This window comes from Mesorhizobium sp. M7A.F.Ca.CA.004.04.2.1, from assembly GCF_004022825.1.
GTDB lineage: Bacteria > Pseudomonadota > Alphaproteobacteria > Rhizobiales > Rhizobiaceae > Mesorhizobium.
Map to the genome: position 1 here is coordinate 1 of NZ_RZPH01000043.1, position 13,628 is coordinate 13,628.

Here is a 13,628-nt window from a genome sequence, read left to right on the forward strand (position 1 = left end):
GACCTGCACATGCCGGGAATGTCGGGTCAGGATGATCTTCGCGACGTCTTACCGGCTCATCCCGACACACGGTTTGCTATTGTCTCAGGGACGGATTCACGCGCCGAGATTCTGACTGCCCTTTCGATTGGGCTTCATGGCTATATCGTAAAATCCCAAACGGACGAGGAGGTGGTCCTGGCGGTGAACGAAATCCTGGCCGGCCGCATTTACGTTCCGGCACTTCTTTCACAAAGGTCCAAGGAGTCGGTACGCCTTCCGTCCGAGGCTCCCATGCAAATGCCCCACAGGACCATCAGCGTCAACAATCTGGGGAGGCTTACGTCCAGACAGAAGGAAGTCCTCAGGTTGATGGCCGAAGGTTACTCGAACAAAGAGATTGCCCGCTCTCTTGAAATTGCGGAAGCGACGACGAAGATTCATGCTGCCGCCGTCCTGCGCGAGCTTGGAGCACGAAATCGGACGGAAGCCGCGGTCTTGCTGAAGACATGGGCCGCCAGAGACATCAACTAGCGCCGATTGCTTTTGGCGGCAGCCGGACCGAATATTTTAGTCCGTGATCCAGCATCTCGAGCTTGGAAGAGTGGCCCACGATAGGCTCACCGTCGGCTCCAATAATCAACGACCCAAAACCACGCCGAGCCGAGGTGGAGACCCGGCGCTCTCCCGATTCCGACCATTCAAACACGATGTCGGCGCCGGGCTCCTGGGCTGCGAATTGCCACGCGACCTCGATCCGGCCTGCCGGAGTGCCGAGAGCCCCATGCTTCACGGAATTGGTCGTAAGTTCGTGAACGATCATTGCGAAGCTCTCAGCCGAACCCTCTGCCATTTTTACTTCGGGTCCACTGATCGAAATGTTGTGCGTCCCCATATAGGGCTGCAATTCCTGAGCAATGAGGTCACGGAGGGAAGCCGACAGGCTGCCATCGCGTGAAAGAAGCAGATGCGTCGCCTGGAGTGCGCCGATTTTTTCGATCAGTATCTGCTTGTAACGGGCGATATCGTTGTCGGGGGCACCGACCATATTCACAAGCGCCGTGATCACCGGAAACAGATTGTTGAGCCTATGGCGCTGTTCAAGCATGGCCCGCTCTCGCTTCTTCGCCGCAGCCCGCAGCAGAATGGTTATGCGTCGATCGGTGAGATCCGCGGCGACTCCTATTCGCTGTGCACGACCGTCGCGCAATTCGTCCCGGCCCCGAAGAGCGATCCAGCGGATATGCCCGCCAGCTCGCCTGATGCGGATCTCCGCATCATAGTCGGCGCCTGATGCAAGCTCTCCCGGGGCCGTCAGATTAGGCAAGTCGGCCGGGTGAACGACAGCGGTCAATTCCTGCAATGGACGACTCGGCGCGGGTGCCAGTCCCATCATTTCCCAGAACGCGGCTGAGCCATTCACGGATCCGCTCTCGAAATCTATACGCCACGTTCCCAACCGGCTGGACGACAGCGCCAAGTCCAACCATTCCTTCTGAGCCCGGAGTGCCTCGCGGGCGGTTCGCTCTCCGGATATATCGTCCATCATTACAAAGATGCTTTGAGGGAGAGCATCGGCTGGCACGGCCAAAGACAGCGCCAATCTTGTCCACAAAACCGTGCCGTCCTTTTTCAGGAGACGGATCTCCGAGCCGAAAGAAGTCGTGTCCTTGAGGCGAGTCAACGCTTCCGCCAAAGTGTGGTTGTCGTCAGGGTGGACGAGTGCCCTGAGCGGTAGACTCGAAAGCTCTTCCTCGACATACCCTGTCATCTCACAGAGACGTTTGTTGGACCGTTGCAACTCTCCGTTCTCGCTCATGTTGGCAAAGCCGATAGCGGCACGTTCGAATGCCCAGCGATAACTGTTTTCGGTTGCCTCCAAGGCCACGAGTCTAGCCTCTGCAACCTGCAAAAGGGTGCGGTAGTCCTGCCTCTGCCGGTGGAAAGTCAGGGCGATCATCGCCCCTGCAACCAGCAGCAGAATGGCCCTAATCCAAACCTCGACGTTAATTGGGTTGCTCAGGATATCCCGCGCCAACAAGCCGACGGCCACCATCACAAACGTTGCCGCAAGGGCAATCAGGCGATCTTCGAGATATGAGATGGCAATAATGGTGGGAACAAATTCAAAAAAGCCGATGTCGTATGCCATGGAGGCGGGCAGCGCCGTCTCGACCGCAAGTGTCGCGATCAGGAGCGACATCGAGGCAAGGTGGGTCAGCAACTTGCTTGAGCTGTTCGGATGCAAATTGAGCGAAAGCAAACGCATGTGCCAAACTATAACCTTCTGACTAGTCCGTCGAGATTAGACCGAAAAGCGTACAGACTAGTCCGACCGCAGGATTGTTCCCTGGGATTGTAGCGCGCATTTTGTCCGATGTCGGGGGCGGATCGGACCGCAATTCTCCAAGCGACCTGACTGACATGTTGAAGGCACCTCCTTTTGACAGGGAGGCGTTGCCGTTTTGCGGGAGGTAAGAAAATGGCACTGGTTGGTAGGCAAGATGATGGAGTTCTTGGTCGCCAATATGGAGGTTTCGGGGGAAAGCCCGTCTCGGCCTTGAGAACGCAGGGTGGCCATGGTTCCGCCTGGCACCAAGCACCACAAAGGTTCGACGGCGTGGCCGTCGAGCCAAAGCAGAGCAGCCTTGCATCTGTTGTGGGAATGCTTGATCGCATCGGGTGTGGCTATCTGATCCTGAACAGCGACAGGAAGGTCATGGAGTGGAATTCAGCCGCTCAAAACACCTTGGAGCGCGAGGGCGAGGCAGCTGATACGGCCGGCAAGGTGTCGGTTGCTCTGAGGCGGCTGATCGCAAACGTGCCGGGGAATTTTCTTCCCGGCACGCTTTCATGGGTGGTGATCCGCGGCATGGGCGACAGGCCCTTGGTTTTGAACGAGAAGGGCATAGCAACGCCTGACGCGACGAGTATCGTGGCGCTGCTGGATCGTGAAAACAGGTCCGGGCCAAATCCCCAGACGCTGCAAAGAATGTTTGGTCTGACGAGTGCCGAAACGCAACTCGCGCTGCGCTTGGCGCAGGGCGATGCCCCTTTGGAGATAGCCCGCAAGCGGCGCTTGAGCCGGACCACGATAAGGTCACAACTGGCGTCGCTGTTCGCCAAGACCGAAACTCGGCGCCAGGCGGAACTGGTAGCTCTTCTTGGGCGCATATGCGTCCTGCCGTGAGGTAACGGCCGTACCATGCGCGCGCGCAACAGGCTTGTGCGCGCGCAATCTGTTGCCGGCGTGCTTGTCCGCCAGACTCACCCTACCGCCGTCGTGTGCGCACCCGGCCCAATCTTGGGCGGATTGCAAACACGTGGTTAAGCACGTGCCAGCCCGCCACCTTCATGACGGAAGGCCGGAAGATCTGAATCCCGTCCAGGAACGTGGTCAACCAGGACTGCTGGTGGAACCTCATGGGAATACGAGCAACCCGCAATGCCCGCAGCAATGTCTCGGGAGGCGGGAGATGGTTGCGGTCCTTGATGAGATTCCAGTTAAGCTGTTTGACGGCGAGGGTCACTTCGTCGACCTCGCGGAAACTCTTTGACGTTGTAATGCTTGGATGGTTCGTCGCATCGTAAAAGGTAAGCGGATCGCTTATCGCCACCATGTCCCCATGGCTGGCTAGATCGACGAAGAACAGTTGATCCACTCCGGCCGGAATCTCTTTGTGCGTGCGCATCAAGCAGCCGGCACGAATGACGTCGCTGTTGATCAACAATGTGGATGGAATAATCCCCAGGCAGCGTGTCGCACGCACCAGATAGAGGTCCATCAGGCACTGCTGGCTGGAATAAAGCGAGATCGGTTCCTGCTCCTTGGGGACTTGGCGAAATCGCACTCGCTTGTCCTCGATTATGTTTGCGGCTGACGTCATGAAGGCGACTGAGGGATACTGTTTGGCAACTTCGGCGAATGTCCTGAGTGCACCTGGCGCAAGCCAGTCATCGTCATGAAGCAACTTGATCCATCGTCCGGAGCAAGCCAGCATAGCGTTGTTGGTGTTCTCCACCTGACCGCGACCTCGACTGTTTTCGATAATGCGGATGCGAGGTTCGCTCCGTGCGTAGTCGGTCACGATAGCCCAGGTCTCGCCCTCCGGTCCCTCGTCGTCGCTCACGACCAACTCCCAATCGGAGTAATCCTGGCCCAAGACGCTGTCGATCGCCCTGCGGATCGTATCCGGTCGACGAAAGGTTGGTATCCCGACCGAGATAAAAGGGCGTGACCATGAGACATCGGCCCGGTCATGCTGGGTGACCGCAACTGCCGCTTGAAGGTTGTCAATCGACGACGAATTCATGGTGTTTTTTCCTCGAGACATTCATGTTGGACGCACGTTGCAGCGCCTGCTGGTTGAGGGTCGTGGGTCAACAGGTACAGTGATGCTGCCATTTTCAGAGCGAAACCCGACGCGCCGCCGGCGGCCATGAAATAGATGACGGTGACTGGCTGCCAGCCCGCCTGGGCGCCGGCGAGCAGTGGGCCAAACACGAGAACCGCCCGTGCGAGGTCGATGACCAGTCTTGTTCCTTGCCGCCGTAACAGAGCGGGAACGTCGCTGAGCGGAGTCGACAACGCCTGTGCCGCGCCCATCAGCGCCAGTGCGGTCATGATTTCCGCAGTGGGCATCCAAGGCTCGCCCAGAAGCGGAACGACCACATAAGGCGCGGCGAGGCCGAGCAGCAAGATCGGCACCGCGGTAAAGGCGGCGGCCAGCAGGAGAAGCCCGCGCGCCACACCAAGCAGGTGTCCACGATTGCTGTTCCGGTTTGCTTCGGCGACAAAAACATTGCTGAGCGGTGTGGCGATCAGCGTCACCGGACCGGTGACCAGCCGCGCGGCCACGCCCAAATATCCGGCAAATGCGGTGCCGAACAGCCCGCCGACAAGCACTGCTGGAAGATTGTTGATTGCTATGCTCGCGAGCGTTGCGGGAATATCGAACAGAGGAAATTTGTATTCCCGCCGAGCCTTTTCCAATACCGCACGCCAGGGTGCCCAGGCGATGCCACGCAAATCCTCCCAACTCATCACCCGACAGCCGATCAGCCCGATGAAGACGAACTGGCTCAGAATATGCGCATGGATCATGGCTTCGCCGCCGAGGTTGGCGATGCCGAAAGCCAATTGCAGTGCAGCCATGCTCGCCGGCAGGATCAGGCGCCCGAGAGCAAAATCGCGCAAAAGCCCGGCACGCAGACTCCAGCAGTTCATGGCTTCGACCAGACCTGCGCCTCCCATTCCAATCGGAATGAGCCAGGCGAGCGAGCCGAGGCGATCGGGAGCAAGGTTCGACAGCATCTGTCCGGCCGAAAAGGCCAGGACGGTCGTCACGAACACAGCCAAGAGAATAAGCTTGACCGTCACATAGGCCTGCGCGCTCCCCTTGACCCCATAGAGCGAAGCCTCGAAGCGCAATGCCGCGACCCCGGCGAGTATATTCACGATCGACAGGTAAATCGTAAAGACGCCGAAATCGGCCGGCGAATAGAGCCGCGCCAAAACCGGGATTGCAGCAAGAAGGGTGAGCTGGCCGACAATCGCCATTGCCGACACTCCGCTTGCCGCACGAATGATCGAGCCGATCGGGCTCGGCCGAACAACGATGATGGCTGTGCCGGCCGCAGGAACCGTCTTGGGTCTCAGAAGGTCGCTTGGTGCCATCGGTTCGCGCTTCCGAGGGAGGCAAATATCGGGGATTGCCGGAGCCTACGATGCACACCGGACCTTGCCATCATTCACCTGAATGACGCGCTCTGCTGACAGGCTGCACCGTGAATCGTCCTGGCCGCTCCCTGGATGAACCACCCCCGGATCGTTCGTAGCCCAAGGACGAGCCTGTGGCCGTCATGCTATTTGCTCGCGCAAGAGGTCAGCGCTGTCCTCGAGCCGATATCCGGCATGTTTCTTCAGATTCACGCGCGTGAGGACACTGCCGACAGGTATCGCAAGAGAACCGTTGCCCTGAAGGAGTTCCAGCACCCCGCGAGCGAGGGTGCGTGGCGTTTTCCTCCACCGGATGGCGAAAAGAACCACGTCCGCCCATCCGGGCAGAAATTTGGCTTCCGGCCGCCCCAGCGCCGACGGCAGGTTTATGATCACGATGCGATAGGTCGCGTGCAGATCCGCCATCACTTTGCCTCCATCCTCGCACGATAGCAGCGCCAGCAGGTCGTCCGACGGAGCGGCGGTCATTACGTCGATCCCGATTTCATGCAGCCTGGCAACGGCACCTTCCAGGTCGCAGCGATTGCAAACATAGTCAGCGAAGGAATGGCGGTTCTTGCGCTCGCTGAACTGGTGCAGGAACTCGAGCGTGAGCTGAACGCCCTTGCGTTCAAGATCGACCAACAGGACTCGACCGCCCAGTCGCGTGCCGGCGAGCGCCAGGCTCCACGCGAGCTCGGTCCCGCCATCCTGCGGCATACTGGAGGTGACAAGCGCCGTGTACGACGAACGAGCCCTTAGCGCATTTGGTGCCGCCGCGATCAGCAACGACGTCACGGCGCGGCTATATGCGGACCTGCGCTCCCCCAGCACGAGGTTTCGCAGTTGTTTGGCATGCATTCCGCATGCTTCGGGGATCTGCCCCATACATGGAACCTTGAGCACCGCTTCCGCTTCGGCCTCGCCACGGAAAGTCCGGTCAAAATGATTGCGCATCGTGACGTACATCGCCCCAAGGATAGCGAATAGGATCATCCCGGGGGGAACCAGGAAGATGGCTGGCAATGTCTGCGGGATAGTCGGCGGCCAAGCCGCAGACAGGATCGAAATTCCAGCCGAGGGAACTCCGATACGCCGCGTCAAATCCTGTTGTCGACCAAGGAGTTCGTTATATCGCTGGGTCAGCAGGCTGACCTGCGGCTCGAGAGCCCGCAAGCCGGAAAGCCGGCTGGCGGTGTCGGCCATGACCGCATCCAGGATGTTCTTTCGGCTTTCGAGAGCGGCGATCTGTGCACGGAAAATGTTTGCATCGGCAGCAATCTTGTCGACGCCTTGTTCGATCTTGCTTTGCGTCGTGGCTCTGAGTTCCTGGTCTGCCGGCGCGAGAGCCTGTCGAGCCGCAAGGTCGGCAAGCTCAGGCGCGCCAATAGCTTCGGCCAGGGCGATGAGAGTGGCCCCTTGCTCTCGAAGCTGCTGGACGTACCGTAGCCGAGATTCCACGGCGGCGAGATCCGCCTTTGACATCGACAATTGCTGGCTGAGGTCGGCCCGTTCCCTGGCTGCATTGTCCGCCGAGCCTTGGTCGATGGCTCCGTGACTCAGCCGATATTTCTCAAGGCGGTCAGCCGCTGCCTGCAGATCATTTTGCAGCCCGGGCAGACTGGCGGTGATTGCATCGAGCTCTTGCTGGTCGGATGCCTGCCTTTTCTTCGTTAGGGTGTCGACATAAACCTGAGCGAATGTGTTGGCCACGAGCGCCGCCCGCGCGGGGCTGTCATCGGCGAAAGCGACGGAGATCACTCTCGATCGCAGCTCCTGCCCGACCCGCATGCCTCGCCGCAAAGCTCTCAACTCGGAGGCATCCTCGGCTTGTGGACTGTTGGCTGCCTGGTCCGCCCCTGGCCACAGCCGGTCCAGTAGACCGCCGGCAAGTGAGCGTGTCCTTGGGGGAGGGGTGGCAGACGGTTCAAGCCGGGAATTCCTGCTAGCGGAATTGTCCTGTCCGGTTTCCGCCGCACCTGTCTTGCGTAGTGCCGCCATGACCCGGCGCAGGTGATCTTGCGACGATAGCATCGTGATGTGGTCATCTATGCTTGAATCAACGAGGTCCTGCGAAGACGGGGCGCCGACGGGCAGTGAACCGCGCGAGGGGGCGTCGACGATAAGCTGGGTTGTTGACTCATAGAGAACTGGTCGAAGGCTTCCCAGCAACCCCGCCAACAAGCCGCCCAACACAGCGAAAGCAATAATAGACCATTTTCTCCTTGCCAAAATCACGAAGAGTTGGCGCGACGCGGTGGGCGGCTCGACATATTCACGCAATGACCGCACGTGCACTCTGCCTTCGAGAACCGGTGCTGGCAGTTGATTGACCCGTGGCAGCTGGATCGGGCTGATTGCGGAACCTACCATCTTACACTCCTGCCAGGTCGAGTTCATGAGTTGGGCCGGTTTGCTGTGCTTGCCGATTGGCCTTGCTCCGCCAGGCCTGGAACATCAACGCGGACCACAATTCGCGGGAGCGGTTCTGGCCATCAATGTGATCGCGCCAGCAGGCGTCGATCTTCGCGGTGTCCAATACGTCACTGCTTTCGGTTCGCATGTCGGCGAGAAGATCGGTGGCCCAGTTGCGCAGCGGACCCCGCAGCCATCCAGCAATAGGGACATCGAAGCCTTGTTTCGGACGCTCGATCAGGTGCTGCGGGAGATAGCGGCGTAGCAATTGGCGAAGGATCCATTTGCCGGCGCCATCACGAACTTTCATGTTGGATGGCAGCCGCCAGGAGAATTCGACAACGCGGTGGTCAAGGAGAGGACACCGACCCTCAAGGCTGTTGGCCATGGTGGCACGGTCCAGCTTCACCAAGATGTCGCCAGGCAAGTAGCCCGCCATGTCATCGTAGAGAAGACGGGAGAGCAGGTCGTCAAGCGGCGGATCGCCGTAGCCGTAGGTTGGTTCGGTCGGCCGCTGATATCCCAGGTTTTCAGCCTGTGGCCGCGCCAGCCGCTGAAACAATTCGTCTTCATTCGATGCCGTGAGCAGCCGGGCGAGGCGTTCCATTCGGTCGCTCCGGATAAAATGCCTCGCGCTCGCAGAGAGCGGCAGTTTGCCAACGACATCGTCACGTCCGGCGCGTGCGAAAAAACCTGCTCCTGCCGCCAAGGTTCGGCGCAGTTGTCGGGGCAGGCGCAGGTGCCGTTTCAGCCGCTCCGCCATAAAGTGGCGCCCGTATCCTGCGAAGCACTCGTCACCACCGTCGCCCGACAGCGCTACGGTGACGTGCTGACGAGCGAGCCTGGCAACGAGTAAGGTCGGTATTTGTGATTCATCGGCGAAGGGTTCATCCCAGACCTGGGGCAACTCGGGAATGACGTCACGTGCGGCGCTTGGCGAGAGGTGAAGTTCGGAGTGGTCGGTACCCAGATGACGGGCAACGGCCGCTGCATATGGAGCTTCATCAAAGCCGCCCTCTGCGAACGAGATCGTGAAGCTGCGAACCGGCTTGCAGGATTGGGCCTGCATCAAGGCGATCACGGCTGAGCTGTCGATGCCCCCCGACAGGAAGCCGCCCAGAGGCACGTCGGCGATCATGCGTTCCCGCACAGCCAGCCGAAGCCGGTTGTCCAGTTCGTCAATGAGGTCTTCGTCCGTGCCGATGACGGGGTTCCGTCGCCCATCGGCAGCGACGTCAGCCAGCGACCACCAGCGGTGAACGCATCGGGAAAGACGGTCCGCGCTGCGGTCTTCGGCAAAAGTCGCCGCCGTGACGGAAAGGACAGAACCAGGCGGCAGTTTGAACACGCTTCGCCAGATACAGCGATGGTCCGGCACCCATCCCGTCGAAAGCATTGCCGCGGCGGCATCAAGATCAAGGTCGGGAGAAAAGCCCGGAAAGCAATTGATCGCCTTCAGCTCAGAGGCGAAAACCAGCGCATCTCGGATCGATGCGACATAGAGGGGCTTTTTGCCCATTCTGTCGCGGGCCAGATGCAGGGTTCTTGTCTTGAGATCCCACAATGCGAAGACGAACATCCCGGCAAAGCGATTGAGGGCGGCCTCAAGCCCCCAATGCTCGATTGCGCACAGCATCACTTCGGTGTCGCTGGCGCCTTGAAAGGTTTGGCCCGCACTCTCGAGTTCGCAACGCAAATCGCGAAAATTGTATATCTCACCGTTGAAGGTGATCACGTACCGACCGCTGGCGGAATGCATCGGCTGGTGCCCGGCGGCTGACAGATCGACAATTGCCAACCGCCTGTGGCCCAGTGCGATTCCAGCTTCGCGGTCGATCCAGAGCCCTTGGCCGTCCGGCCCCCGGTGACGCAGCGATGCAGTCATCCGCCCGATCGCTCCGAGCGGCTTTATGTCCGCGGCGTCGGAAGCCAATAGAATTCCCGCGATCCCACACATTAGGACACCCTCGGTTCAGCAAGCTGCCGCCGAAGTGCGGTCGGATTTCCGGCAACGAGGCAGAAAGCCAGCGAAAACCACACGATTGGATGGCGGATGATCAGGTGAGGCATGCTGAAGATTATCGTCGAGACACCAAGCACCAGCAGGGCGTCGAATCCTCCTCGCCAGGCGAAGGACATGGCGGCTCCCCCGATCCAGACCAACGCGATGACGGCGAGCAATCCGCCCTGCAGGTAAAGGTCGAGAACGGTATTGTGCGCTTCGAAAGGTCGCTGCAGAAATTGACGGTCGGCGACGGGCGGCCGCTCGAGGTGAGGACCAGGACCCAGTCCCAGCGACCCGGATTTCAATCCTTTTTCCACGGCCTCCTGCCACAAATAGAGCCGGAGTTCGAACGTTTCGATGGTCCCTTCCCCGCCTTCGTCTTTGGTGAGGTTCTTGGCAAAATTGGCGACGCTGGTCTCTTCGGTGAGCGCGTACGGCGTCATTGCAAGCGCTAGAGGCAAGGAACCCGCCAACAGCAGAATTGCCGCCATGCGGGGCATGCTGGCGCGGCCACTCGTTGCTATCCATGCACGAAGCCGCAATCCGATAAAGATGAGGCAGCTCAGGATGCTGGTGTAGAGATAGGTGTCGCTCTTCGTCAGCCGGCCGACATAGAAGGTCAGGAGCAGGCATGAGAATGCAAGCAAACGAGCCCATGGGTTGCGGGTGGTCGTAGCAAGATGCAAAGCCAGTGGGCCAAAAAGCGCGCAATAGAGCGCAAGTTGGTTCGGGTTCTCGGACCAGCCACGGAACCTGTCCCAGAACCAGGGATCGACGCCGGACTGGTGGGCTACCCCAAATGCCAGTCCCAGCTGAATTACGAAGCTCCCGTTGGCGATGGCGATCACCCACCACGCACTGCGGCGAAGGTGACGATCGGCGTCGGGCTCCGCGGCCGCCAAGCATGTGAAGCTTGCCAGCAACACATAGGCCATAACGTCATGTACCAGCCCGGTCAGGTAAAGGACGGTGGTCAGGTAGCCGACGATCGTGCCGATTCCCAAAGCCAGCGACAAGATCAGCCAGAAGCTCGCAAGCTGGACAAAAGCGGGCGTGACCTGGAGACGACCGCCGGCGAGTATTCGTCCAATCGCCAGAACGATCCAGATCGCGATGAACAATTCGCCATAGCCGAGCGGCAATCCCGGAACACCCAGTTGCGTCGCATAAGACATCGCAACTCCCAGGGCGAGCAAGGCGTCCCGGATCATTGATGTGCCCCGCCTCGGTGATTTGCGAGGCCGCCTCCAAGCCCAACGGCAGGGAGCGGTCGCATGTGCCCCGCGCGGAGTGTGTTGTCGTAAAGATCGCAGTACTGGTCGACCACCAGTGGCAGGGCAAATTGCCTCCGGACAAGTTCAACAGAACGGGCGCCCATCGCCTTGGCCGCCGCGCGGTCGGACAGCAAGTCTATCGTTCGCGAGGCGAGGGCATCGGCATCATGCGGCGCAACCAGGTAGCCATTCCATCCGTCTTCGACGATGTCGCTGCAGCCTGGCATCCTTGAGGCCACGATGGGCAGTCCCGCCAGCCCCGCCTCCAGCAATACACGCGGAACCCCCTCACGATACTGAGTGGGAAAGGCGAATACATCGGCCATGCCAAGGAGATCGGCGACATCGCGTCGTGGACCCAAGGCCAGCACATGAGGTGCATGCCGATCGAGCTCCGATTTGTCGATTGCGAATGAGCCCTCGGATTCTCGTGGGCCGACGAGCACAAACCGCGCCGCGGGCCTTGCGGACAGGATGCGAGGGATCGCATTGAGAAGGGTCGCCACGCCTTTCTGGCGCGTCAAACGGCCGACGAAGATCACCACTTCGGCGGACTGAAGGCCGAGGTCCTTTCGCATCTTCGTTGCTGAGGACCCGAGATGGCGCACCGTTGCGAACGCATCGACATCGATTCCGGAACTGCGTATCAGTCGCGAACTTCCGCGGCCGATCAGCCGAAAGCGCTCGAAGAACAGTTGGTCGTCGCGATTTTGGAATACGGTCGCTGCCGTCCAGGAAGACGCAAGCCATTGCAGTGCGCAATAGACCGGGCGCAAGGCCAGGGCTCGAGGCTCCAGCGATGAGAACGTCCACCCCAGTCCGTTGATGGTGCGAATGACCGGAACAGTTCCCCGTACCGAAAGGGGCGTCAACAGATTTGGCTTGGTGTCGAAGCTCTGGATGATGTCAGGCTGAAGCTCCTGCATCAAGCGGCGCATCGTTCGGAGAGTGCGCCATTCCCCGCCTCCGCTTGCAAAGCGGTCGAAGGAGAACCTGTGATGCGAAATGTCATGCCGAAGAAACGGTACGGGAGAACCGCTCGAGACCGCCGTAACGCGAAAGCCTTTCTCTCGCAGCGCGATGAGGAAGGGAACTCTCAAGGCGTGATCCTCGCCTCCCACGCAGACCAGGTGCGGGTTCATCTGCCTCTCCCAAGCGCACATGGCCGATTGGCTCTCGATGCTGCCATGGCCCGGTTTCATCACCTCTGAGCGCATGCCGCCCGAGTGCACGCTAGGGGGACACCAGGTGCCTGTCCTCGTCCGTTTGAATGACACAAGGGATGTTTGGAAGGGTAGCGACCAGCGAGGCGAGATTCCCTCGCGATTGCCGGAGCGTTCATGCGACTCGTGTCTTGCGGGATGAGCGCGGTGCTTGCCTGAGCCGGTACGGGTGGCTGGTCTGCATCACCTTGGTTGTCCAAGGTTTTCGAGTGTCCAATTGCGGCGGCGCGGTGCCTGAGCTCCGCGGTTCGCTGATGGCAAAAAATCTTTGACGCGTGGTTGCGCTGGGCCGTCAAGTCGGCCCTCGGCCTGCGTGGCCGGTCTTCAGGACGGAACCGGCACGTCAGCTGTTGGTCCACTCATCCGGAACATCTGTCGGCGAGGCCAGGGGCCTCGCCGACTTCTTAGAGCATTTCTTCGCTGGGCTGGTTCAGGTGACCAGGAAAGACGATGCGGTAATCGACAGATGCGGAGAGAGGCTCGCGAAATGGATCTGGTTTGCGCCTCCGACGCCGTCGCTGTCGAAAGAAAGAGCTCCCGTCGAACTGTTGTAGACAATGTGATCGGAACTGTCATGCGCGGCTTTGCCGGCAAAGAAAGCGTCCGACGAGAGGCCCCCCTGATCGAGACCGGCAAAGATGGAATGATCGAGGTGGATTTTGTCCTGGGCTTTGTTGAAATCAGTGATCCTGTCGACATTTCCGTCGCCAAGAGCGGTACTGAAAACGAAGACATCACTGCCGCGGCCGCCGGTCAAAGTATCGGCTCCACCGCCGCCGTCGATCTTGTTGGCGCCGGCGTTGCCTTTGACGGTTTGAGCGAACTCATTGCCCGTCAGGTCGATCGCGGCCTTGCTGGACGCCTTGCTGGTCGCGAGTTGTTCGATGTGCGAGCCAGCCGATAGGGCGAAACTCACAGAGGCGAGGACTTTATCGATGCCGCTGCCCTTCTGCTCCACCACCTTGTCGTGAGCATTGTCGACGTAATAGGTGTCATTGCCGCCATAGCCGGTC

At 59.9% G+C, this 13,628-nt stretch carries 9 protein-coding genes and 1 pseudogene; 2 read left to right on the top strand and 8 right to left on the bottom strand.

The window, feature by feature from the left end; genetic code table 11:
- Positions 1 to 513: response regulator transcription factor (locus EN893_RS03860; RefSeq protein ID WP_164900708.1), on the top strand; the 513-nt coding region annotated here is incomplete at its 5' end.
- Here EN893_RS03860 and EN893_RS03865 read toward each other — a convergent pair.
- On the bottom strand, positions 506 to 2,248 hold the full coding sequence (locus tag EN893_RS03865) for a PAS domain-containing protein (RefSeq protein ID WP_127267496.1): 1,743 nt from the start codon (positions 2,246 to 2,248) through the stop codon (positions 506 to 508). The two genes, EN893_RS03860 and EN893_RS03865, sit on opposite strands and share 8 nt — an antisense overlap.
- A gap of 213 nt (positions 2,249 to 2,461) precedes the next feature.
- On the opposite strand from EN893_RS03865, the gene EN893_RS03870 reads away from it, so the two are divergent.
- Complete coding sequence (locus tag EN893_RS03870; RefSeq protein WP_127267495.1) at positions 2,462 to 3,169, top strand: helix-turn-helix transcriptional regulator; 708 nt, start codon at positions 2,462 to 2,464, stop codon at positions 3,167 to 3,169.
- Between the two features lie 82 nt (positions 3,170 to 3,251).
- Here the strand turns inward: EN893_RS03870 and EN893_RS03875 are convergent, their stop codons facing one another.
- From EN893_RS03875 to EN893_RS03905, 7 genes and pseudogenes are all read right to left on the bottom strand, one after another.
- Positions 3,252 to 4,292: a glycosyltransferase family 2 protein gene (locus EN893_RS03875; protein WP_127267494.1), complete on the bottom strand. Its 1,041-nt coding sequence runs from the start codon at positions 4,290 to 4,292 to the stop codon at positions 3,252 to 3,254.
- Positions 4,289 to 5,539: a lipopolysaccharide biosynthesis protein gene (locus tag EN893_RS03880; protein ID WP_245490796.1), complete on the bottom strand. Its 1,251-nt coding sequence runs from the start codon at positions 5,537 to 5,539 to the stop codon at positions 4,289 to 4,291. Before EN893_RS03880 ends, EN893_RS03875 begins: the two co-directional genes overlap by 4 nt.
- A 300-nt stretch (positions 5,540 to 5,839) precedes the next feature.
- On the bottom strand, positions 5,840 to 8,071 hold the full coding sequence (locus EN893_RS03885; protein ID WP_127269812.1) for an exopolysaccharide transport family protein: 2,232 nt from the start codon (positions 8,069 to 8,071) through the stop codon (positions 5,840 to 5,842).
- Position 8,072: 1 nt separating this feature from the next.
- A complete protein-coding gene (asnB, locus tag EN893_RS03890) occupies positions 8,073 to 10,070 on the bottom strand; it encodes an asparagine synthase (glutamine-hydrolyzing) (protein WP_127269810.1) in 1,998 nt (665 codons plus the stop codon).
- On the bottom strand, positions 10,070 to 11,329 hold the full coding sequence (locus EN893_RS03895; protein WP_127266448.1) for an O-antigen ligase family protein: 1,260 nt from the start codon (positions 11,327 to 11,329) through the stop codon (positions 10,070 to 10,072). The genes asnB and EN893_RS03895 overlap by 1 nt, the downstream gene beginning before the upstream one ends.
- On the bottom strand, positions 11,326 to 12,534 hold the full coding sequence (locus EN893_RS03900; protein ID WP_127266447.1) for a glycosyltransferase family 4 protein: 1,209 nt from the start codon (positions 12,532 to 12,534) through the stop codon (positions 11,326 to 11,328). Before EN893_RS03900 ends, EN893_RS03895 begins: the two co-directional genes overlap by 4 nt.
- Before the next feature lie 511 nt (positions 12,535 to 13,045).
- A pseudogene (locus EN893_RS03905) lies at positions 13,046 to 13,628 on the bottom strand (calcium-binding protein); the annotation flags it as partial.

Excerpts from the sequence above, each read along its gene's own strand:
- EN893_RS03865 (WP_127267496.1), bottom strand. The coding sequence starts at position 2,248 with ATGCGTTTGCTTTCGCTCAATTTGCATCCGAACAGCTCAAGCAAGTTG.
- asnB (WP_127269810.1), bottom strand. The coding sequence starts at position 10,070 with ATGTGTGGGATCGCGGGAATTCTATTGGCTTCCGACGCCGCGGACATA.
- EN893_RS03895 (WP_127266448.1), bottom strand. The coding sequence starts at position 11,329 with ATGATCCGGGACGCCTTGCTCGCCCTGGGAGTTGCGATGTCTTATGCG.
- EN893_RS03875 (WP_127267494.1), bottom strand. The coding sequence starts at position 4,292 with ATGAATTCGTCGTCGATTGACAACCTTCAAGCGGCAGTTGCGGTCACC.
- EN893_RS03885 (WP_127269812.1), bottom strand. The coding sequence starts at position 8,071 with ATGGTAGGTTCCGCAATCAGCCCGATCCAGCTGCCACGGGTCAATCAA.
- EN893_RS03880 (WP_245490796.1), bottom strand. The coding sequence starts at position 5,539 with ATGGCGATTGTCGGCCAGCTCACCCTTCTTGCTGCAATCCCGGTTTTG.
- EN893_RS03900 (WP_127266447.1), bottom strand. The coding sequence starts at position 12,534 with ATGAACCCGCACCTGGTCTGCGTGGGAGGCGAGGATCACGCCTTGAGA.
- EN893_RS03870 (WP_127267495.1), top strand. The coding sequence starts at position 2,462 with ATGGCACTGGTTGGTAGGCAAGATGATGGAGTTCTTGGTCGCCAATAT.